This window comes from Marinococcus halotolerans DSM 16375 (assembly GCF_000420725.1).
In the GTDB taxonomy this organism is placed as follows: Bacteria; Bacillota; Bacilli; order Bacillales; family Marinococcaceae; genus Marinococcus; species Marinococcus halotolerans.
Window position 1 is genome coordinate 1 of the sequence record NZ_ATVM01000017.1, and the last position, 19,287, is coordinate 19,287.

At 46.2% G+C, this 19,287-nt stretch carries 25 protein-coding genes; 6 read left to right on the top strand and 19 right to left on the bottom strand.

All coding sequences use genetic code 11. The features are described from left to right. Positions 1 to 182: IS3 family transposase (locus tag G548_RS18075; RefSeq protein WP_022794374.1), on the top strand; the 182-nt coding region annotated here is incomplete at its 5' end. Between the two features lie 66 nt (positions 183 to 248). On the opposite strand, the gene G548_RS18080 is transcribed toward G548_RS18075, so the two are convergent. The 5 genes from G548_RS18080 to G548_RS0111895 form a co-directional block, all read right to left on the bottom strand. Beyond that, positions 249 to 692 (bottom strand): DUF4064 domain-containing protein, encoded by a 444-nt coding sequence (locus G548_RS18080; RefSeq protein ID WP_022794375.1) that lies wholly within the window; start codon positions 690 to 692, stop codon positions 249 to 251. 72 nt (positions 693 to 764) lie between these two features. After that, on the bottom strand, positions 765 to 1,724 hold the full coding sequence (locus G548_RS0111880; protein ID WP_022794376.1) for an ABC transporter permease: 960 nt from the start codon (positions 1,722 to 1,724) through the stop codon (positions 765 to 767). Continuing rightward, positions 1,721 to 2,647, bottom strand: coding sequence for an ABC transporter ATP-binding protein (locus G548_RS0111885; RefSeq protein WP_022794377.1), 927 nt, complete (start codon positions 2,645 to 2,647; stop codon positions 1,721 to 1,723). Before G548_RS0111885 ends, G548_RS0111880 begins: the two co-directional genes overlap by 4 nt. Positions 2,648 to 2,804: 157 nt before the next feature. Further along, positions 2,805 to 4,514 (bottom strand): FAD-dependent monooxygenase, encoded by a 1,710-nt coding sequence (locus G548_RS0111890; RefSeq protein ID WP_022794378.1) that lies wholly within the window; start codon positions 4,512 to 4,514, stop codon positions 2,805 to 2,807. 19 nt (positions 4,515 to 4,533) lie between these two features. Continuing rightward, entirely contained in the window at positions 4,534 to 4,995 is a 462-nt protein-coding gene (locus G548_RS0111895; RefSeq protein ID WP_022794379.1) for a GNAT family N-acetyltransferase, read from the bottom strand. Between the two features lie 267 nt (positions 4,996 to 5,262). Between G548_RS0111895 and G548_RS0111905 the strand changes: the two genes are divergently transcribed. Beyond that, complete coding sequence (locus G548_RS0111905; RefSeq protein ID WP_022794381.1) at positions 5,263 to 6,123, top strand: Cof-type HAD-IIB family hydrolase; 861 nt, start codon at positions 5,263 to 5,265, stop codon at positions 6,121 to 6,123. Between the two features lie 235 nt (positions 6,124 to 6,358). Here G548_RS0111905 and G548_RS0111910 read toward each other — a convergent pair whose 3' ends face one another. Beyond that, positions 6,359 to 7,822: a catalase gene (locus tag G548_RS0111910; RefSeq protein ID WP_022794382.1), complete on the bottom strand. Its 1,464-nt coding sequence runs from the start codon at positions 7,820 to 7,822 to the stop codon at positions 6,359 to 6,361. A 272-nt stretch (positions 7,823 to 8,094) separates the two neighbouring features. Continuing rightward, entirely contained in the window at positions 8,095 to 8,871 is a 777-nt protein-coding gene (locus tag G548_RS0111915; protein WP_022794383.1) for an alpha/beta fold hydrolase, read from the bottom strand. 238 nt (positions 8,872 to 9,109) lie between these two features. Between G548_RS0111915 and G548_RS0111920 the strand changes: the two genes are divergently transcribed. After that, positions 9,110 to 9,736: a YIP1 family protein gene (locus G548_RS0111920; RefSeq protein ID WP_022794384.1), complete on the top strand. Its 627-nt coding sequence runs from the start codon at positions 9,110 to 9,112 to the stop codon at positions 9,734 to 9,736. 21 nt (positions 9,737 to 9,757) lie between these two features. Here the strand turns inward: G548_RS0111920 and dinB are convergent, their stop codons facing one another. Then, a complete protein-coding gene (dinB, locus tag G548_RS0111925; RefSeq protein WP_022794385.1) occupies positions 9,758 to 10,876 on the bottom strand; it encodes a DNA polymerase IV in 1,119 nt (372 codons plus the stop codon). A 220-nt stretch (positions 10,877 to 11,096) separates the two neighbouring features. Between dinB and G548_RS18085 the strand changes: the two genes are divergently transcribed. Beyond that, positions 11,097 to 11,366 carry a glutaredoxin family protein gene (locus G548_RS18085; protein WP_022794386.1) on the top strand — a complete coding sequence of 90 codons (270 nt, stop codon included), beginning with the start codon at positions 11,097 to 11,099 and terminating at the stop codon, positions 11,364 to 11,366. A 270-nt stretch (positions 11,367 to 11,636) separates the two neighbouring features. Here G548_RS18085 and G548_RS0111940 read toward each other — a convergent pair whose 3' ends face one another. The 5 genes from G548_RS0111940 to aroD all read right to left on the bottom strand — a co-directional run bounded on the left by G548_RS0111940 (position 11,637) and on the right by aroD (position 14,521). After that, positions 11,637 to 12,077, bottom strand: a complete 441-nt coding sequence (locus G548_RS0111940; protein ID WP_022794388.1) for a PH domain-containing protein — start codon at positions 12,075 to 12,077, stop codon at positions 11,637 to 11,639. Positions 12,078 to 12,090: 13 nt separating this feature from the next. Further along, positions 12,091 to 12,453 (bottom strand): hypothetical protein, encoded by a 363-nt coding sequence (locus G548_RS0111945; RefSeq protein WP_022794389.1) that lies wholly within the window; start codon positions 12,451 to 12,453, stop codon positions 12,091 to 12,093. A gap of 111 nt (positions 12,454 to 12,564) precedes the next feature. Continuing rightward, entirely contained in the window at positions 12,565 to 13,170 is a 606-nt protein-coding gene (locus G548_RS18845; RefSeq protein ID WP_022794390.1) for a hypothetical protein, read from the bottom strand. A 70-nt stretch (positions 13,171 to 13,240) separates the two neighbouring features. Beyond that, the gene (locus G548_RS0111960) at positions 13,241 to 13,585 is read right to left on the bottom strand and encodes a nuclear transport factor 2 family protein (RefSeq protein ID WP_022794391.1); all 345 of its coding nucleotides are present in this window, start codon (positions 13,583 to 13,585) and stop codon (positions 13,241 to 13,243) included. A gap of 159 nt (positions 13,586 to 13,744) precedes the next feature. Then, positions 13,745 to 14,521, bottom strand: coding sequence for a type I 3-dehydroquinate dehydratase (gene aroD / locus G548_RS0111965; protein WP_022794392.1), 777 nt, complete (start codon positions 14,519 to 14,521; stop codon positions 13,745 to 13,747). Between the two features lie 132 nt (positions 14,522 to 14,653). Between aroD and G548_RS18095 the strand changes: the two genes are divergently transcribed. Both G548_RS18095 and G548_RS0111975 read left to right on the top strand, forming a co-directional pair. Continuing rightward, entirely contained in the window at positions 14,654 to 16,003 is a 1,350-nt protein-coding gene (locus G548_RS18095) for a hypothetical protein (protein WP_022794393.1), read from the top strand. Between the two features lie 90 nt (positions 16,004 to 16,093). After that, positions 16,094 to 16,642 carry a shikimate kinase gene (locus G548_RS0111975; RefSeq protein WP_022794394.1) on the top strand — a complete coding sequence of 183 codons (549 nt, stop codon included), beginning with the start codon at positions 16,094 to 16,096 and terminating at the stop codon, positions 16,640 to 16,642. A gap of 51 nt (positions 16,643 to 16,693) precedes the next feature. Here the strand turns inward: G548_RS0111975 and G548_RS0111980 are convergent, their stop codons facing one another. The 6 genes from G548_RS0111980 to G548_RS18105 all read right to left on the bottom strand — a co-directional run bounded on the left by G548_RS0111980 (position 16,694) and on the right by G548_RS18105 (position 19,280). After that, positions 16,694 to 17,149 carry a YkvA family protein gene (locus G548_RS0111980; RefSeq protein WP_022794395.1) on the bottom strand — a complete coding sequence of 152 codons (456 nt, stop codon included), beginning with the start codon at positions 17,147 to 17,149 and terminating at the stop codon, positions 16,694 to 16,696. Positions 17,150 to 17,244: 95 nt separating this feature from the next. Beyond that, positions 17,245 to 17,472 carry a hypothetical protein gene (locus G548_RS0111985; RefSeq protein ID WP_022794396.1) on the bottom strand — a complete coding sequence of 76 codons (228 nt, stop codon included), beginning with the start codon at positions 17,470 to 17,472 and terminating at the stop codon, positions 17,245 to 17,247. 11 nt (positions 17,473 to 17,483) lie between these two features. Next, positions 17,484 to 17,810, bottom strand: a complete 327-nt coding sequence (locus tag G548_RS18100; RefSeq protein ID WP_051143872.1) for a gas vesicle protein — start codon at positions 17,808 to 17,810, stop codon at positions 17,484 to 17,486. 73 nt (positions 17,811 to 17,883) lie between these two features. Then, positions 17,884 to 18,189, bottom strand: coding sequence for a gas vesicle protein K (locus G548_RS0111995; RefSeq protein ID WP_022794398.1), 306 nt, complete (start codon positions 18,187 to 18,189; stop codon positions 17,884 to 17,886). A 16-nt stretch (positions 18,190 to 18,205) separates the two neighbouring features. Beyond that, positions 18,206 to 18,439, bottom strand: a complete 234-nt coding sequence (locus tag G548_RS0112000) for a gas vesicle protein (protein ID WP_022794399.1) — start codon at positions 18,437 to 18,439, stop codon at positions 18,206 to 18,208. Beyond that, positions 18,420 to 19,280 carry a GvpL/GvpF family gas vesicle protein gene (locus tag G548_RS18105; RefSeq protein ID WP_022794400.1) on the bottom strand — a complete coding sequence of 287 codons (861 nt, stop codon included), beginning with the start codon at positions 19,278 to 19,280 and terminating at the stop codon, positions 18,420 to 18,422. The genes G548_RS0112000 and G548_RS18105 overlap by 20 nt, the downstream gene beginning before the upstream one ends. Positions 19,281 to 19,287 lie beyond the last annotated feature (7 nt).

Sequence of the window (19,287 nt, forward strand, 5' to 3'; positions counted from 1 at the left end):
CCATGGAAGGGTTTTTTGGCACGCTGAAATGCGAGGAATACTATCTGCCGGACTCGTTTTATGCCACCTATGAGGACCTGGTGGACGCGATTCGCCGCTATATCGGGTTTTACAACCACCAGCGATACCAGGAACATTTAAACGGCTTGACCCCGATAGAATACCGGAATCAAGCCGCTTAAGAGTTTTACTTATTTTCATTGTCTACTTGACGGGGGTCAGTTCATTTCTCGGAGCCCCCGTTTCTTTTATTCCGGATATTCCTGTACGTTTGTAGAATTATCAGCTGGCGTATCCGGCTTGCGGACAATAGCCATGATACCTGCCACAACGAGCAGAATAAAATGAACAATGGCAAACAAGCTGACTGCCAGAAAGCCCGCAATCGCTGCTGCGAAAAATAAGATACCGGAAGCGACAGAGCGTTTATTGCGCTTCAGCAGAAAGACGCCTACCGCTGCAAGAATTGTTGCGATTGCTGAAAAGATAATCAGGCTGATACCCAGATTCGTAGCCTGCGCAGCCACCTCCTGAGCGTTCAGTGCTTCTCCTCCCTCTTGCTGCATCATCTGATTTGCTTCCTCTATCGCGGAGACGTCCACAAATAGAAAAATAATCCCTAAAACGATGCCAAGGCCGCTTAAAACGGCCGCAATAATTCCAAGTACTTTTTCTGCCGTACGTTTCACCATAGGCGCACACTCCTCTTCATTTACTCTCAATTATTTTGTTCCCTGTCTACGCCTGGATTCAAACAACTTTCCTTAACCAGTTACGCTGATTTCTCTCTTTTTGAACATCCATATGGCAAAACCCATAAAAATCAGCCAGTATACAATCAGAACGATAATAGAAAAGCCAAGCGTCATGCTTTCCACCGGCGGTCCTCCGCTTGTAAAGTACTGATTCAGGTTCGTATTTGCAAACAGCAGGTATTTCGGCCAGTCGTAGGCAAGAGCCAGAGTGCTTGTTACACCGGCTCCCACCACGTATAACAGAACGCTGATGGCAATAGCCATCGCTTCACTCCGGAAAATGGCTGAAATGGCAAATGCCAGTGTCGCAAGCATGACAAAATTCACTGATCCGGTCAGGTAATCGATCGCAAGCGCAAGCACCTGCGGTCGTTGTTCGACCTCCCCGTCCGTGTAGATTAACTGTGTGGAAGGCTCACCAAATCCAAAGAAAAGGGCTCCCAGGACGAACGATGCTCCGAAAAGAAGGGCTAGCATTGCCACAGCATAAAGGATAACCGTAAGGTATTTGGACATCAGTATTTTGATCCGGGACGGCGGGCGGACCAGCAGCAGCTTAATGGTGCCGGTTTTAAATTCAGAGGAAATAATCGTTGCCGCTACGATAATGACAAAAATACTCAGCAGATCGAGTAACCCTGCATTCGTGCTCATAAACGACCAGACACTTTCTCCTGTCGCGCTCTGCGGCGGCAGATCATTCTGGATGCGGTATTCGTTTTCCGCGATTCGCTGCTCATAAAAATCAGCTGCAGCCCCGCTGTCCTCGAGCGCCTGCCGATCTTCTTCAATCTGCTGTTCCAGACCGGCTTTCCACTGCGCTTCCGATGGCAGCTCGTCCGCTGATGGCTGATTGGTGAGAGAATAAATAAGAACCCCCACCACTCCGAGGAGAAGAATCGCCGTCATCACCCATGTACTGATACGCCAGAACAGCTTCATCCATTCGTTTTGAACCAGGCGGATCATGAGGACCCCTCCTTCGACGTTGCTTGAAGAAACCGTTCTTCAAGCGTTTGTTTGTCTTCTTTTGCTTCATAAATGTCAAACCCGGCTTCCATGACGTAGCGCAGCAGGGCAGGGACATTCTCTTTTTCTATGTAGATCGTCAGCCGCTGCTCTGCTTCTTCTATTTTCAGATCCGGATAAGCTTCTTTTACTACCTGCATCGCGGCCTCCAGCTTCTGCGGACCTACATCAATCTGGTACGGCAGCGGGCGCCCCTCTCCTTCTGAGACACGCTGATCTTCAATACTGATCAGCTTACCGTCCTGAATAATCGCAAAACGATCACACATCAGCTCCATTTCTGAGAGCAAATGACTCGAAACAAGCACCGCCAGCCCTTCCTCCTCGGCCAACCGGCGCAGGTAAGCCCGTACCATCCGGATTCCTTCCGGATCCAGGCCGTTGGTCGGTTCGTCTAAAATCAACAGCTTCGGCCGGTGCAAAAGCGCCTGAGCAATACCGAGACGCTGCTTCATCCCTAAAGAAAAGGTGCGAACTTTTTTCTTTTTCACATGCCCGAGCTTCACGAGGTCAAGCAGCTCGTCAATACGCTTCTGATCTACTTTCCCGTTCATCCGTGCAAAGTGGATCAGGTTCTTTTCTGCCGTTAAATGATTGTACATTTCCGGGTTTTCCACGATGGCCCCGACCTGTTTAATCGCCTTCGCGTACGATTTCTGGATGCTGTATCCGTCGATAAGAATATCGCCGGACGAAATAGGGGTAAGCCCCACCATCATACGAATTGTGGTTGTTTTCCCCGCACCGTTCGGCCCAAGAAAGCCAAAAACCTCTCCCGGCTCGACAGAGAAACTCAGATCCTGAATGATCTCTTTACCGCGAATACGCTTATGTACGTCATTCACTTCTAAAATCGATGACATGGCTTCCTCTCCTTACTTATAGGCATTTAACTCGTTCATTTTCCTATTTTTGGAACATAGGTGTCAATGCTTTCTTGCGTTTTTACGTAATAAATGTCCGTACGTTTCAAAAAACCGGCATCCGCTGTAGACGGTGCCGGCTTTAAGAAAACTTTTCTTATTTACTGAATGCCAGTTGTTTTTTCCACCTGCGGCTGATCGATTTGATGTTTTGCTGCCATTTCCGGGCTTCCTGCTCCTCCAGGTTCCATTCAGCTCCTGCTGCAAGAAACAGTTCAACTGCATTCTTCCAGCTGCTCCACCCTGCAGCATCGCTGTGAAAAAGCAAATAACCATCCGGCCGTACGAGCATAGATTCCCCCGGCCCGATTAATTGCCGGAACTCCCTGCTTAAATGCCTTTCACTCCAGCATAGAATATCATCAGGCTGCCCCATTGTCGGTGTCGGAGCTACTAATGCAGGCTGTATCATATTGCCAAAATAAGGAGCGGATTTACGTATCCAGCGCTTAATAAACGCGTATTCCTTGTCGATCCGGCTGCCGCTCGTGCGCATTACAAATAAAAATTTCCCTTCCTGCAAATGCTCATACAGCCTGGTTTTTTGATTTTCAAAATCCGTTAATGCTGTGTCGGGCACCCGGTCTCCTGGATGCAGTACTCCTTCGCGCTGGAGTTCTTCTTTCAGCGGCGGTGCCGAGGCCCGGTATCTCACGGACAAATGTGACAGTCTCCGGATAAAGGCCTCCGGGAGCTGTTCAATCATCTCCACCATTTTCAGTGTCCGGTTTCTTGCCTGCACAGCAATAGGCTTTTGCACCGTCAGGCTCCGCACCGTCCAGTCTGTCGTCCGGTTGACTTTTTTCGCGACTGGAAGCCGCTCAGCCTCGTATGTCTTAAGCAGTGTTTCCGGACAGGCTCTTGCGCATACCATGCCAAGCTTCCAGCCTAAATTAATGCTGTCCTGGATGCCGAGGTTTACACTCTGGCTTGTCATCGGGTGATGGGAGTGAGCCGCTTCACCAACCAAAAAGACATCACCCGCCCGAAATTCTTTTGCCTGGTGAAATACAGCCTGCTTCGACTGCACCGATAGCGCCGTTTGCATGGACAACGGGCGGCCAGTGATTTTCTGGTAGAGCTCCCGCAGAGAGGCTTCCGTATTTTCAAGGCGGGCGTTTGGCTTATCGCGGTCGATCATCATGATTCTCGCCTGATGGCCGGGAAGGTCTGCGGCAAACATAATTCCTTTTTTATTAAACACCATGGACGGCGCATTGGTTGTCAGCTGCTGCTCTGTTTTCACATCCGCCATCATTAATTCAGAGCCGCCCTCCATCTTGCATTTAATGGAAGCAAGCTGCCGGACCACACTTTCAATTCCGTCGGCCCCAACGATATAATCCGCAATTATCCGCTCTTCTATATTATTTTTTTCGATTAACGCTTCTGTTTTTAAACCATTCTGCTTCAGCTGAGTAAGGCGCGTCCCCCATTCCACAGACGTTTTCACCAGCGAGCGCTGCAATACACGCTGCACATCACAGTTAGCCAACGACAATACAAATGGATAAGGAGATTCTTCTTTCAAAAAATCGAAGGAAGGTGTAAAAATCTGTTTTCCTTCGTAATTGAATTCCAGTGAACGATAAGGGATGCCAGCATCCAGTAATGGTTTGGCCAGTTTAATGCTTTCTAGCACTTCAAGTGTCCGCGCATACAAAAGCAGCGCTTTAGGTTCGTGGGCAGGAGACTTCTCAGCTTCAAGCAGCCGTACATTTACATCATAGCGTTCCAAAGCCCGCGCCAGCACAAGTCCTTCAATGCTTGTACCGGCGATAATAATATTTGTATGACTCGTAATCATATCTCCAGCCCCCATCCTCTTAAAGCTCTTTATGCACCGTAACCCGTCTTGGCTCATATCCAATTTTTTTATAGAAGGCTTCTGCTATATAATTCTGTGCCAGATAGTCCAGTTCAAGCCTTTCTGCTCCGTAGTCTCGCGCAGCGTACTCCGCCTCTTTCATCAAAAAGGCCCCAACGCCCTGACCCTGATGTTGATCCTTCACAACAATCTGGTAAATGTAGCCGTAGCGCGAAGGACGTTTAAAATCGTTGCCCTTCTCTTTACGAAGCTCAAGCCAGACGTATCCCAGCGGCTCTTCGTCTTCGACAGCGATAAAAAACATGTGGGAGTCGTCAGAAAGCTTTTTTTCAAAATACGATTGAGCCGACGGCTGATCGTAAGGGAAGAAAAGTTCAGGATGAAGGTTTACGTGCCATTCGTGCAGTGACTGGTTTAACTGGCTGAGCAGCACCGGATCTTCTGTTCTTTTAATATACATAACCACGCCCCCTATTCAGTATCCTTCACATTCTTTTTTTCTTCCACTACCTTCTTTCCGTCCTTTTCCATATCCTTCTCCTGCCAATAAAAAGAGTCCTGAGGCATGCCCACTGCAGTTTTTTTATACGTCCTCCGAATGAAGCTGCACAAGTATTTTACCATTATTATACAAATTTTTGCGCGTGATTTCGTTGTTTATGAGATTTTATGTTAAAGTGGAAAAGGTTTATGCTTTTAACCTCGTCTACTGATGGGAGGACATGAAATGTTTTCAATGGTCGCGATTGATTTGGATGGCACTCTTTTGAACAGTGGAAACCAATTGGATGACAAGACGATACAAACCCTTGAGGCAGCTGTCGAAAACGGTATTGATATCGTTATCGCTACAGGCAGAGCCCATTTTGACGTATGGAATATTCTTAAAAATACTTCTCTTCATCCGTGGGTAATCTCTGCGAACGGTGCTGCTATTCACTCTCCGGACCGTGAGTTGTACATCTCCGTGCCTCTCCCAAAAGACACAGGCATGGAAGTGCTTTCGTGGCTTCATCAGCAGGAATTTTATTATGAAGCGTTTACAGAAAAGGCTATCTACACTCCCCACAACAGCCGGCAACTGCTTCAAATCGAGCAGGACCGGATCAAAAGCTCCAATCCCCATGCGGACACAGCCTCCATGCAGAAAGCAGCGGAACGGCAATACAGCCAGCTCGGATTTTCTTTTATTGAAAGCTATCTCGAACTGCATGATATGAACGTTTCCCTCTATAATATTTTGGCCGTTTCTTTTATCGAAGAAAAGCGCCAGGCAGGCATTGACCACTTTAAACAACGGGAGGATTTAACCCTCGTTACTTCGGGTGATCATAATTTCGAGGTAGAACATACAGGAGCTTCGAAGGGGCTTGCGCTTGAAAGACTTGCTACAGAGCTTGCTGTACCGTTAAAAGATACCGCAGCCATCGGAGACAATTACAATGATATCAGCATGCTTGAAACAGCCGGCTATGCCGTCGCTATCGGGAACGCTGTGGATGAAGTAAAAGCCATGAGCGACCATATTGTTGGCACAAACGACGAATACGGCGTCGTGGAAGCTCTTACATACATGATGAATTCTTAAACGATGCATTTTTTCATCTGTCTTTATCATACCACGTACTGGCATATTTTCGTCTGCCTTTCCGAAATATAAACATAGGTGCTGACACCTTGCTGCATGAGCCGGGATCCGAAGAATTTCTTTGGATCCCGGCTTTTTTCATAAAAAAATCCCGTGCCTTTTCAGGCACGGGTACAAGTTGTGAGTGGATGATGCATAAAATTAAAATTGGTGATTGCGCAAACGATGGTAATGCTTACGCTTCTTCTTGTGGTACTTTATAGCCAAGTCCTTCTGCAATACGGCGTCCGTAATCCGGATCCGCTTTGTAGAAGATATCCAATTGACGTTTAATAATTTCATCCTTGCGAACTGGTTTCATGTGGCCCACGAATGCATCAACGAGACGCTGCTTTTCGTCCTCGCTCATCATGCGGTACAAGTCGCCAGCCTGGGTATAGTGATCGTCGTCAGGATAAGGCGTGCTTGCAACCTTTCCTTCTACATCAAACGGGCTGATTTCTGCTGCCGCGTCTTCAGTCGGTCCACCATAGCTGTTCGGTTCATAGTTCTTCGAACCGCCGCCATTGTCGTCCGTACGCATGAAGCCGTCACGCTGGTAGTTGTTTGTGCCGCTTACTGGTTTGTTAACCGGAATCTGCTCATGATTTGCGCCTACGCGGTAACGGTGGGCGTCGGAGTAAGAGAACAGACGTCCCTGCAGCATTTTATCCGGGGAAGCTTCAATACCAGGCACAAAGTGTCCCGGGGAAAACGCAGCCTGCTCTACTTCGGCGAAGTAGTTTTCAGGATTTTTGTTTAATGTCATACGGCCGACTTCAATACGTGGATAGTCTTCCTTCGACCAGATTTTTGTAACATCAAACGGATCCCATTTGTACGTGAGTGCTTCTTCATAAGGCATAATCTGCACGTACAGCGTCCAGGAAGGATAATCTCCTTCTTCAATAGCGTTGAACAGATCTTCCGTATGATAGTCCGGGTTCTCCCCTGCCATTTGATTTGCGGTTGGCTCGTCAAGGTTTTTAACGCCCTGATCACTGACAAAGTGGTATTTTACCCAGAATGCTTCTCCCTGGTCGTTGACCCACTTAAATGTGTGACTGCCGTAGCCATTCATATGGCGCCATGTTGCCGGAATACCACGGTCGCCGTGCAGATACGTGATCTGGTGCAGCGATTCTGGGGAAAGGGACCAGAAGTCAAATGCCATATCCGGATCCTTCAAGTGCGTCTGTGGATCACGTTTTTGTGTGTGGATGAAATCCGGAAACTTGATAGCGTCACGAATAAAGAAGATTGGTGTGTTGTTACCTACGAGATCGTAGTTACCTTCTTCTGTATAGAATTTTACTGCGAAACCGCGCGGGTCACGTACAGTGTCCGCTGAACCGGATTCGCCCGCCACTGTGGAAAAACGGATGAACATCGGCGTTTCTTTCCCTTTTTCGCTTAAGAAATCGGCTTTAGTATAGTTGGAAATTTCGTCGTTTGTCACTTCAAAAACACCATGAGCACCGCCGCCTTTTGCGTGTACGACACGCTCAGGAATACGCTCGCGGTTAAAGTGAGCAAGTTTTTCTAAAAGGTGTACGTCCTGAATAAGGGCAGGACCTCTGGTGCCTGCTGTCAACGAGTTCTGGTTATCTCCTACTGGAGCACCTGAACCGGTTGTTTGTACATTTTTACGATCAGCCATGCTTTCATCACCTCTTAATTATTTTCATATTCCATATGATAACATAACCCACATAAAAATCAATATTATTTTATAACAATTTTAATCTGGAAATTTACTTTTCAACCGTTGCACACTTTAAAAACAGCTTAAAGCCTTTAAAAATCATTATTTCCATCGACTCAATTGAATATCTGTCTGCTTAATTGAAAATCATAGCGAATCTCCGGCGCTCTGAGCGAAAGAGCAGGCGTATTCGTTTAATAATCATGCTCTTGCTCTTTTTATGGGCTTTACTTCAAAAATTCTCTGATTTCTTCTACGAACCGTTCATGCTCTTCAACGTTTATTCCGTGCCCCGAGTACTCGTATTCCACAAACCGGCATGAAGGAATCAGATCAGCTATTTCCCGGCCGTATTCCGGCGGATTCAGGCCATCGTATTTCCCGCTGATCACAAGCGATTCTGCCTCTACGAAAGGAAGCTGATCACGGAAATCAAACCCCTTTAAAGCATCAGAAGCTGCCTGCTCTTCTTCAGCATTCAGCTCAACGGCCCGGCCTTCAATCTGCTTTGACCAGTCCTGTACCTTGCCGATATCATGATAGATATACATCGAGGCTTTATTTAATTTTTCACGATGGGAAAGACCGCTCAACTCGGCTTCATGCTCAGCAAACAAGCGGGCAGTGGAAGAAGTTTTTCCATGTGCCTTCGGTGCTGTTAACACAAGCTTCGATACTCTTTTTGGAGCTTCAACAGCTACACCCTGAGCGATATAGCTTCCCATTGAAACACCCACCAGGTGAGCTGATTCAATGTCAAGCTTATTCATCATGTGCAGTACATCCTGTATATGATCCTCCAATGTATATGCTTCAGGCTTGTCCGACCTGCCGTGTCCTCTCATATCAAGAGCTATAACACGGAACTGGTCTTTCAACCGATCCATTTCACGCTCAAACATCGTGTGATCCCCAGTCAGTCCGTGCAGAAATATGACAGGATATCCTTGTCCGGCTTCTTTATAATACAGAGTGACTTTGTCCGCACTGCTCATCGTCGCCATCTCTTCCATCCCTTCTAAATATCACATTGGGAAAATTGTACCATAAGACATTTCCTGGGTGGTAATTTGAAGCGCTTTTGTATTCCACTCTCATTGGTAAAGTTTATTAAAACTTTTTCTGCTGATGCTTAAAGGCTTCTGCTTCCGGTCTTCCTTATGTATTCTGTCTTCTTTCTTCAAAATATTGTACACTGATGGCAGTTGGAAAAAGATGTATTGATGAAAGCGGGGAATGATGATGAATCCTATTCGATTGTTACCTTTATTTACTGCACCCAGGAAAACGTACAGGCAGATAAGCGATAACCCGGGGCTTCATTTCACAGCTCTATGGATTGTTATCGTTGCCGGTCTTTCCCAGGCCTTTGCCCAAAACACAAGTGACATGTCCCCGATCGAGGCCGGGTCTGCCCTATCCACCTTCCTTACAGCTGCCGGCATTATCGCTGCCTTCCTTCTATTTCAAATTGTCACGTTTTATTTGAATGGACTGATCCTGAAGCTCGTTATTCTAATGTTCCAGGAACGTCTAAAAGCACGCGAAGCCCGAACGGTTTACGGGCTGTCTCTTTATCCGCAGGTGTTTATTTTCCCATTTATTTTTTTACTGTTTATCGGCCAGCTCGCAGGCGGGGGCAGCACGCCTGCACTCCTTACAGCTATTGCCTCGGCCATTATAGCCGCAGCTTCTGTCTGGACTATTGTCATGCAGATAAACTTAATCTCCGCTGCCTCCGGGTTCTCCGGCGGCAAATCCTTCGGGGTGTTTGTCGTGTTCGCTTTGCTATTGGCCCTTCTCATTTTTATTCTCGTTCTGCTTTTGGCTGTAATTGTGATTTTCATCGCCGGCGTCTTTTCCAATTAAGCTGACAAAGTAGCTGCGACTTTAAAAAAGACGCAGCTGTTCATAGTTTACCGTTTTATAAACCTTGCCTCTGCCTCCCGTTACTTCTCCCGGGCCGTAAAATTCCGAAGCTGTGACTCCAAGAAGCCGGACAGGGTCTCCCCCGGAAGCTCCTTCTTCGAGCAGAAGACGCAGAGCTTCGAGCAGCTCTGACCGGTCATTGCTCGGGTGCTCGAGCGTAGACCGGCGGGTTATCTGCTGAAAATCAGCAAATTTTATTTTCAGCACAATACATTTAGCCCTGATGCCGTCTTTTTTCAGTCTGGCTAGCACCTGGTCAAGCAGTTCTTCAATGACCGGGAGCATGTCCTGCACAAGCAGAAGATCCTGCGAAAGCGTCGTCTCTTTTCCAAGCGATTTTCGCTCTCTTTCCGGGTTTACCGAACGTTCATCGATGCCTCGGGCCTGACGGTAAAATACGTGCCCCTGCTTATGAAACAATTCCACGAGCCTTGCTTCACTCAGCTGCTGCAAGTCTTCTCCGGTTTCGATGCCGAGCGAATCAAATTTCCGCTTGGTCACCTTTCCAACTCCGCGAAAATCCCCAATGGAGAGAGCTTTCACAAAAGCGTCCGCCCGGTCGGGGGTAATAACCGTCAGTCCATCCGGTTTATCATAATCCGAAGCCGTCTTTGCAAGAAATTTATTATATGAAACACCTGCAGAGGCAGTGAGACCGGTCTTTTGATAAATTCTCCTTCGTATCTCTTTAGCTGCGAGCGTAGCGGAGGGCATGTTCCAGTGGTTTTCTGTCACATCAAGATAAGCCTCATCCAGGGAAAGAGGCTCGACCAAATCTGTGCAGTTATGAAAGATGGCCATTATTTCACGCGAAACCTCCCGGTATTTTTCCATATTCCCTTTAATAAATATAGCCTCCGGACATCTTCGGTAGGCCTCATAGGAAGACATGGCTGAATGAATACCGTAAGGTCTCGCTTCATAAGAGCATGTAGCCACTACACCTCTTGACCAGGGAGAACCTCCGACTACCAGAGGCTTGTTCCGCAGGCGGGGCTGATCGCGCTGTTCAATAGATGCAAAAAAAGCATCCATATCAATATGAATAATTTTCCGGAGCTTTTGTTCCTCCTGCTTCATTTCCTACGCCCCCTTATACGCGCAGTTCTCTGTTCCTTCTATTATAGCGAAGACCATCTTTTTTCACAAACGTATGTTCTTATACAGCAATAATCCTTTATTGTTTACGGCCGGGGGTTTTTACCCTCTTCATTGCGTTCCCGAACACTTTAGTATACTATCATAACCGTACAAATACGAAGGTGTCACGGTAAACTCAAGCCCGATTGGAGGAATATTTATGAATTATGAAGTTCAGATTTTCACTCAGCCAAACTGCTCCTCCTGTGCTAAAGTAAAAGGATGGTTTCAGGAAAACCGTATTTCTTTTATTGAAAAAGATATCGTAAATGACCCACAGGCCAATCAGGAGTTTGGTGCATTAAATGAAAAATTCGTTCCGATTACTGTTATTATCACAGACGACAAAAGATATCAGGTCGTCGGCCCAAATCTCAAAAAGATAAAAACGCTTGTTACTACAGTCGGAATATCCGGCCAGAGCAATTAATGTTCATGACTTCAGCACTGGTTTTCACGCCAGTGCTTTTTATATTTTATCAATAGCTGCTTTCAGGAGCTGCTGTTCAAATAAAGAAGCTTGCGGTTGTGCCTCCAGGGGTAAATAAATACTTATAACAGCAGGAATCTGCAGCGGAGGGGGGAAGAGTCGTGCCTACAGTGCTTTTTATCATAACGATAATTATTGCCGGAACGGTTTTAGCTTCTATTGGGTTTTATTTCCTTCGTAAATTTTACGATAAATTATAAAAAAGGACGTTCACCGCGTGAACCGTCCTTCCTTTGGCATCTCAATATTTTTGTTTTTCGCAGCCAGCTTCTCGAGAAATAAGGCTTCATCCTTCGGTGTAATATGCTGATGACGATTTCCTTCCTGGTAAACCACCTTCAGCCTTTCCGGCGTCGCCCCCTTAATCCATCCGGGGACCTCCTCCACCCGTTGGATGGAATCATAAGGAATACGCAGCCGGATCAAAAGAGAGGCATGAACCGCCAGATGCTCCTCGTGCAATTCATATTTTGTGAAAAATACAATCTGAGTTACTAAAATAATAATAACCGCATCAATTACAGCCCTCAGAATACTCCCCGGACCTCCGTTATACATAAACAGAGCCTGGAAAATAGAATATCCCAGCAGTATGATAGCTATAACCGCAAATGCAGACAGCAGTCTGCTTCCTTTTGCTCGAAATACCATTATCCGGTCTCCTCTAGTTTTTTTTATCAGGATCGTTTGGTTTTAACCCATACTTATAAACAATAGGCATAAGAACCATTAAAAGCATCGAATTCGTAAACAGCGGAAGAAAAATCGCGTGCGCTTCCGTTACGACCCCGATAAATGAAACAATCAATACCGGCGCTGTCGCCACCAGAATGGTAATCAGTTCGCGTTTTGCGCTCCATAACTGCCTGCTGTCTGCTATCGATAAAATGAGCATCCAGTACACCATGAACGCAAGCGGCATCATGGCATCGATAAGCGGCTGATCCAGGACAAAAAAGAAGACCAGGCGCACAGTCGATAGTATAGCTAAAATAACAATAATTAATTGACGAAATGAAGACTCCACGATGTATTCGCTCCCTATTTCCTGCTTTTTGCCGTTCTGGGCTTTACTGCAAACAAAGCAAGCCCCAGAAACATTCCAATCACGTATTTCATCATGCTGTTCTTCCTTCCGTTAAGTACGGAATTCCAGATAGACACCGTTTGGATCCTGCACCGTCTCCATCTTTTCCGCTCCCTGAATAACTACTTTTTCAAGTTCAAATGCACGCTTTTCCTGCCAGGCAGGCACTAACGCTTCGGCACCCAGAACGGTCTGCCAGTCGTTCGAGTCATACGGCTCCGGACTGGTGATGAGGACAGACTCCAGCTCTTCTTTCCCGCCGATCGGAAGCTCTTCGGCCCGATCAAGCTGAATCTTCGGGCCGGTGGACGGCTGAAGAAAGGTTCTCCGTTCCTTTTTGGTAATGCCCCAGCCATGTTCCTTTGCGCGCCGGAGGATACCGGCATGCTCTTCCCTGTTTACACGATAGCCAAAGTAGCCGAACGTATTCATTCTCCCTGCACCAAAGGTAACCCGCACCTGGCCGAGACTCATCTCTATCATCCGGAACGTTAACCCTTTATCGCGGAAATTATCCCACGCAAGCGGCGGATCGTAGCGCTTAATACGATAATTTTCCAGGGCAAAGCGCCCCACTACTTCAAAGCCATGAGTGCTGTAAAAAGCTTCTGTTTCTTCTATTTCAGTTGTCCAAAAATGATAATGGAATAGTTCCATATTGTTCACCTCTACTGCCCTTCTGCAAGCTGGCTGCGCTCGTGCTGAAAACGACCTTTGTATTCTGCTTCTATGGCTGGTTCGCTTTTTTGGGGGTCCCCTGATGAAAAACAAGCTCCCAGCTGGAATTCGTCTTCCGCCATATCGAACTGCGCAGCGAAGTTCCGAGCTCACTCGTCACGGTATACGTTGCTAAATATAAATGCTCCGAAAGCGGTTTTGTTTTATAATCAGCCACCGATCTATGGACAGGACGCTCCTCCTCCAGGCCAAAAATCACATCCTCCCGGGTAAAAATCCGGCCGGATGCTCCGATTTCCTGGAAATCTTCTGCCAGCAGCCGACTTACTTCCACAGCCGACCGCCGGATACTCGGCTTTAGTAAGTCTTCCTCGAGCTGGCGTATGTCTTCCATCAGTCTTCCCCCTCCTTATGTATGCGACCTGACCATACGTAAAAACCCGCATCTACATCAAATGATACGGGTTTTTCTACAGACATTTCAACTTTTATTACTGTTTTATAGCGATTATTTTCATCTAAGGCTTACATCAGCTGATAGTTCAGCCGGGTCCTACGAATATTTGTTAACAATATCAACTACAAGTCGCGCTTCCTCAAGCGGGATTTGGCCAGGCGCAGAGCTTTTCTTTCCGGAAGCAAACACCATCATAGAGCCAAATGAATGACCCACCAGTCGGGAAGCCAGCCCCTCGGATCCCATGGACATAGCAGCTGTACAGATATTTAGTCTGTCATTCCATTCAACAAGCGCCCCTAAAAGAGCCAGCACATCTGATTTATGGTTTGGCATAACTGCCAATTTCACAATGTCTGCTTCATCTTTTTCTGCCGCCTCCACCCACCGATTCATTTCCATGGTATCAGGCGTTTTTGAAAAGTCGTGATGGGATATTAATAATTTCACTCCGTGCTCCCGGGTTATTTGACGAACGAAAGCTACATGTTCGCTGCTCATTCTTCCTTCTATATCCACCATATCTGTATTTCCTGAATGTACTGCCCCAGAAATGATTTCCACCGTTTCTTTATCAGTTAAGTGCCGCTCAGCCCCGCCCTCCTGTGCAGAACGAATAGTAAATAAAAGCAAACATTCCGGGGCATGCTGCTTCAGCATCTGCAGCACCCGGGCTACGGCTTTTTTATTTTTTAAGTCTTCAAAGTGATCTGCCCGCCATTCAATGGCGTCTGCCCGGGCAGCATTTATCGCTTCCAGTTCTACCGCTAGCCCTTCTGACGTCGTCTCAGTTAAAGGGACACAGACCATCGGCTGCGAAGCACTGTACGATTTATTTCCCAATTGCAGTGTTTGATATCTGTGATTTGTCATATGTTCCTCCACTCAAATGATTAGTATTAACGCCTGTCTGGGACTATTAAATACATAGATTGATCTCATATATGTAACTAATATGCTATCATACTCTTGGATGCCATCAACCGGAAATTGGGGGAACAGCAGTTGCGTTTATGCATTTATTCTCTATTAATCCTCTCGTATGTACTTGCACAATTTTTACATCTACCAAACTTTTCTTTATTCATCGGCATTCTCGCAAATATTGTTATATTTGTTTCCCTGTTTTTTGCAAAAGGCCTGTTCTTTTATTCAGGTATTGCCTTCTACACCATTGGAACATTTTTATTTTTCCAGACCAGTTCCTCCTGGCAGGATTACTTTTTATCATTTCAGACAATGCTTGGCGTTCTTTCATTCTTTTTTATGCTCCCCTTTCTCAATTCACTCATCCGGGTGGGCAAGTATGACCACGGGCTTCGAAAATTCATGGAGCAGGGGGCAGACACTGTCACCCAGTTGTACAGAAGAAGTTTTTTTGTATGCCACGTGCTCGGGTTGTTTTTAAACATTGCTACCTTTGCCGTTCTTATGCGCACCCTGGACCGGACCTTCACCTCCACCCCACGAAAAATAAAGGCGAAGTTCTATACGCAGAATTTACTGCGGGCTTATGCGCTGTGCCTCGCCTGGAGTCCGCTTGAGATTATGGTCATCACTGCTTTAAATGTAACAGGGCAGAGTTACATTTATATCTTTCCATTTATTATAACGATCGTTATTTTAGTCGTTTTATTTGATATTCTGACTGCCTCTTTCAAGTACCCAAAGCTGCGTCTGCAGCCTGCAGGCACTCAAACTAACCATTCAGGTGCCGCAGGCAGAAAGATCAAACAGCTAATCGCTCTCCTGTTGCTGCTTGTAACCTGTGTAAGCTTTGTCAATCAGTGGTCGGACTTCGATTACTTATTCACTCTCGTTTTGTTTATTGCTCCTGTATCCTTTTTGTGGGCAGCTTTTATTAAACGCCTGCGCAGATATGCATTTTTTGCTTTTAATCAATGGAAAACAAGAACTAAAGGAATGGCTGACTTCTTTTTCATGTTTTTAAGCGCCGGTTTATTCGTCCAGATGCTTGCAGAAACTTCGTTATTTGACGTCCTTCAGCAGCTGTTCACTTCCCTGCATCAGCAGATTTTTATTTTTTACCTGCTGATCGGCGCTTATTTTCTCGTTTCCAGCTTTATCGGCTTTCATCCGCTGGTGTCTGTTATTCTGCTTGCAGAAATCATTGCACCTTCTCTTGCGGATCTTCAGGCCATACCCCTGTCCCTCGTTTTAATTGTCTGCAGCCTAAGCCCTATCATGTTCAGCCCTTTTAATATATCTGTTTCGATTGTAGGGTACCATCTGAATATCAATCCGTATCGGCTCGGTCTTTGGAATCTGCCATTTGTCATTGGATATATGCTCTTTACGATGATCTTCGCCTATATGCTGCAGCTCGTTATGTAGCACCGGGTTTTTACTTTTGCCTAAAACTGTATTATAATCACGGTACATTTCGCTGACTACCTCATTTTATTAACGAAAGAGTGCAGACATATGATAATGAAAGAAAAATCTTTACGTGAAAAAAGCATAGTATTTATAGGCTTTATGGGAGTCGGCAAAACAACCATCGGCAGACTGGTAGCTCAAAACCTATACAGATCCTTTATTGATATCGATGAACAGATCGAAAAAGAGTTTCAAATGCCTGTACCGGATGTATTTAAATTGATCGGGGAGCCTGCGTTCAGACAGAAAGAGAAAGAGCTTGTAAAAAAGTACGCAAATCAAAGCCTTAAGGTTATTTCTCTTGGCGGGGGAGCCTTCATGCAGGAGGAAATTCGGGACGTATGCTTAAACAACTGCACCGTTTTTTACCTGGACATGCCGTGGGATGCCTGGAAGGAACGAATTCACCTGCTTATGGCAGACCGCCCTGTTCTTCAGGGACGGTCGCTCGAAGATATCGAAGAGTTATTCTACAGCAGACAGACAGCTTATGCCAGCCATCATTCCAAAGTCACTATCGATAAAGATTCTCCGGAAGAAATAGCAGATTATATTACTAACTCTCTAAAAACAGCCTGGAAATTATACGAATAAAAAGAAAAGCTCCAACCAGGCTCAAACTGCCGGGTGGAGCTTTTTTGATTACTATTCATCTGCATCCATCGTATTGTCATGCTGCAGCTTCCACTCTTTAAAGTCATCGAGGTCCTTTTGCACCTGCTTGAAAACAAACGAAATAACCGCTGCGTCATCAATCAAGCCGCCCGGAAGGAAATCCGGAATCAAATCGATCGGGGAAACAAAATAAATCAGTCCCGCAATGATGGCTACAATCGATTTGTAGGGCGCATGCTGATAATCTTTTTTCCACCAGGCACGAAGCATTTCAAGCATCAGCTGCAGCTCCTGCCATACATTTTTCAGCGGGCTCTGATTATCATCCGCTTTTTCTCTCGCCTGCTGCAGCAGTTTTTCTGTTTCTTTCGGGTCTTTTGCGTATTTTTTCGCCCTCGGGTTCAATCGTTTTAATCGGCCCTTCAATGTTGATTCGTCAATGTTTTTCTTCTTTAAAAAGCTCCTCCGCTTTTTATCTTTTGCCATGTGCCCAGCCCCTTTATTAATTAATATCGCTATGTACTGCTTCTCCGGAGAAAAACAGGCGTCCCCGAAAAAGCTTTGAGGCAGGACAGCACCTGTTATTTCAGGCGATTGCTGTCCCGCTGTTTGATTTCTTTTCGGTATTCTTCCATTTCTTCCTTCGACGGAAGCGTTCGTGCTTTAATATTATATTCCATCCGAAGCTTCGGTGCCTTTTCGTCTTTTCCAAACGTGCGCTCTTCTGTACGTTGAACCTGCGACTTATCCTGGCTCTGCAGATCCCGTACCAGCTGGCCGATGTCTTTAGACAGATCACGGAAAATCACGTGCGTTCACCTCACTTTTCGGCTTTGTTTTTATTCTGTCCTGTCGTCTGCTGCTCTTCACTTTCCGCCTGCTGGTTATCTTCGAGCTGCTCTACCCGCTCAAGCAGACGCTGGTTTTCTTCTTCAAGCCTTTTAGCATTGGAAGAATAATGCGGGTCTGTTTCCCACCAGTCGATGCCCATTTCTTTTGCTTTATCCACCGAGGCCACGACCAGACGGATTTTAATGGTCAGCAGTTCTACGTCTGCAATATTTACTTTAATGTCCCCGGCAATGACGACACCTTTATCCAGTACTGTTTCCAGGATGTCAACAAGACCGCCGGACGGTCTCTCCATGTGATCGGGTGCTGAGCGTTGTACAGGTTTTTCAGCCATAACATATTCCCTTCTTTCAAGCCTATTTTGAAGCTTACAGTAAGTTCCCTAAAGGTCCAAGATCAATGTTCAAATCTTCTGTCGTAAGGCCAAAGATTTCCTTCATTTCTTCCATCTTTTCTTCCAGCTGCATGAGCGCTACACCAAGCTGCTCGACTTGTTCCTCTGTTAAATCGCCACCTTCGACTCTTCGCATCGCCTGGCGTTCCACCAGCTCACGCAGCAGCTCCACCACCGTCATCACCAGCTGTGTGAGTCCTTCTTCTGCTTTGTCCGGATCCAGTGATATGCGCCCGGTCGGCTGCTGTGCTTGGGTTACTTGCGGGTTATTATTTTCCATCTGTTTTCAGTCTCCTTTATTCGACCTGGGAAGGTTCTGAAGAATTAGAAACAAATTCTTTCTGCGTCTTCAATTCCGCCTGTCGCAGGGTTTCTACAGAAGCGATTAGTACGCGTAAATCCAAATAAACAAGGTCAATCCCCGCAATGGATATCGTTACATCACCCTGAAGCACGACCCCTTTGTCCAGAACAGAGTCCAAGACGTCGAGCAGGGAAACTTCCCGGTTTTTAAGAGTGTCCTGGGGCATTTTGCTCCCTCCTGTCTGTCAGGCCTGAAAAATGAAATGCCGGCCACGGACCTGTACACTCTAAATCCATTCCGGTCTCTTCTGCTTCTTCTTTTTCCTGGCGCTGTTCAATTAATTGAATAAACGCCTCCCGGTCTTTCGAGTGAATCAGGTATACGGCGTTCCATGCCATTTCTTTTTCCCGGTCTGTGACGCGCTTCTCCCAATTCTTTTTTATTTCCGTGCCTTCGCTCCAGGCAGTTAACTCATCATGAAACGATTGGCAGTGCTTTTCAATCTGCTCGTCTGCCTGCGCTTCAATGAACTGGTCCATTTTCTTTTTTTCAAAAAAGCGCCGTCCAGCTGGCATCGCTTCAAGCTCTGCTTCCTTCGCCTGAATTTCTTCGCTGTTCTGCACGACGGCTTCAGTGAACAACTGCTGATCAGCGTAAGTTTTGACGTTCCATTCTTCTTTTCCCTTCAAATAAGAAAGCTGAGCCGTTACGCTCTCGTGGTACTTTTCAATCATTTCCGCAAGGTTTGCTTCCTGTTCAAAAATCGTGCCGAATTTTAACGGGATTGTGGTATAGCGATCATGCAGCTGGTTCATTGTTTCATGATGGTGAAAGGCTTTAGCCTGCAGCCATTCCATTTTTTCTACATTCTTCTGCAGTTTTTCCTGGGAAAATTCTTCTTCTGGAACATGAGTAACTACTGCAGTGATACTGCCATGTTTAATAAAGCTGATATTATTGTCCGGCTCCATACCTTCCATCGGCTCCATAGGAGCTTCCTCATATTCATTCGTGGGAATCAAGGCATACAAATACAAAAGAGCCGGTGCGCCCGAGTTTGTCTGCACTGCCGGT

Excerpts from the sequence above, each read along its gene's own strand:
- dinB (WP_022794385.1), bottom strand. The coding sequence starts at position 10,876 with ATGAAGCAGGAGGAACAAAAGCTCCGGAAAATTATTCATATTGATATG.
- G548_RS0111960 (WP_022794391.1), bottom strand. The coding sequence starts at position 13,585 with ATGGAAGACATACGCCAGCTCGAGGAAGACTTACTAAAGCCGAGTATC.
- aroD (WP_022794392.1), bottom strand. The coding sequence starts at position 14,521 with ATGACAAATCACAGATATCAAACACTGCAATTGGGAAATAAATCGTAC.
- G548_RS0111880 (WP_022794376.1), bottom strand. The coding sequence starts at position 1,724 with ATGATCCGCCTGGTTCAAAACGAATGGATGAAGCTGTTCTGGCGTATC.
- G548_RS0111995 (WP_022794398.1), bottom strand. The coding sequence starts at position 18,189 with ATGGAAAATAATAACCCGCAAGTAACCCAAGCACAGCAGCCGACCGGG.
- G548_RS18845 (WP_022794390.1), bottom strand. The coding sequence starts at position 13,170 with ATGGAACTATTCCATTATCATTTTTGGACAACTGAAATAGAAGAAACA.
- G548_RS0111910 (WP_022794382.1), bottom strand. The coding sequence starts at position 7,822 with ATGGCTGATCGTAAAAATGTACAAACAACCGGTTCAGGTGCTCCAGTA.
- G548_RS0111915 (WP_022794383.1), bottom strand. The coding sequence starts at position 8,871 with ATGGCGACGATGAGCAGTGCGGACAAAGTCACTCTGTATTATAAAGAA.
- G548_RS18100 (WP_051143872.1), bottom strand. The coding sequence starts at position 17,810 with ATGGAGAGACCGTCCGGCGGTCTTGTTGACATCCTGGAAACAGTACTG.
- G548_RS0111980 (WP_022794395.1), bottom strand. The coding sequence starts at position 17,149 with ATGGCAAAAGATAAAAAGCGGAGGAGCTTTTTAAAGAAGAAAAACATT.
- G548_RS0111920 (WP_022794384.1), top strand. The coding sequence starts at position 9,110 with ATGAATCCTATTCGATTGTTACCTTTATTTACTGCACCCAGGAAAACG.
- G548_RS0111885 (WP_022794377.1), bottom strand. The coding sequence starts at position 2,647 with ATGTCATCGATTTTAGAAGTGAATGACGTACATAAGCGTATTCGCGGT.
- G548_RS0111940 (WP_022794388.1), bottom strand. The coding sequence starts at position 12,077 with ATGGTATTTCGAGCAAAAGGAAGCAGACTGCTGTCTGCATTTGCGGTT.
- G548_RS0111895 (WP_022794379.1), bottom strand. The coding sequence starts at position 4,995 with ATGTATATTAAAAGAACAGAAGATCCGGTGCTGCTCAGCCAGTTAAAC.
- G548_RS18080 (WP_022794375.1), bottom strand. The coding sequence starts at position 692 with ATGGTGAAACGTACGGCAGAAAAAGTACTTGGAATTATTGCGGCCGTT.
- G548_RS0111890 (WP_022794378.1), bottom strand. The coding sequence starts at position 4,514 with ATGATTACGAGTCATACAAATATTATTATCGCCGGTACAAGCATTGAA.
- G548_RS0111905 (WP_022794381.1), top strand. The coding sequence starts at position 5,263 with ATGTTTTCAATGGTCGCGATTGATTTGGATGGCACTCTTTTGAACAGT.
- G548_RS18085 (WP_022794386.1), top strand. The coding sequence starts at position 11,097 with ATGAATTATGAAGTTCAGATTTTCACTCAGCCAAACTGCTCCTCCTGT.
- G548_RS0111975 (WP_022794394.1), top strand. The coding sequence starts at position 16,094 with ATGATAATGAAAGAAAAATCTTTACGTGAAAAAAGCATAGTATTTATA.
- G548_RS0112000 (WP_022794399.1), bottom strand. The coding sequence starts at position 18,439 with ATGCCCCAGGACACTCTTAAAAACCGGGAAGTTTCCCTGCTCGACGTC.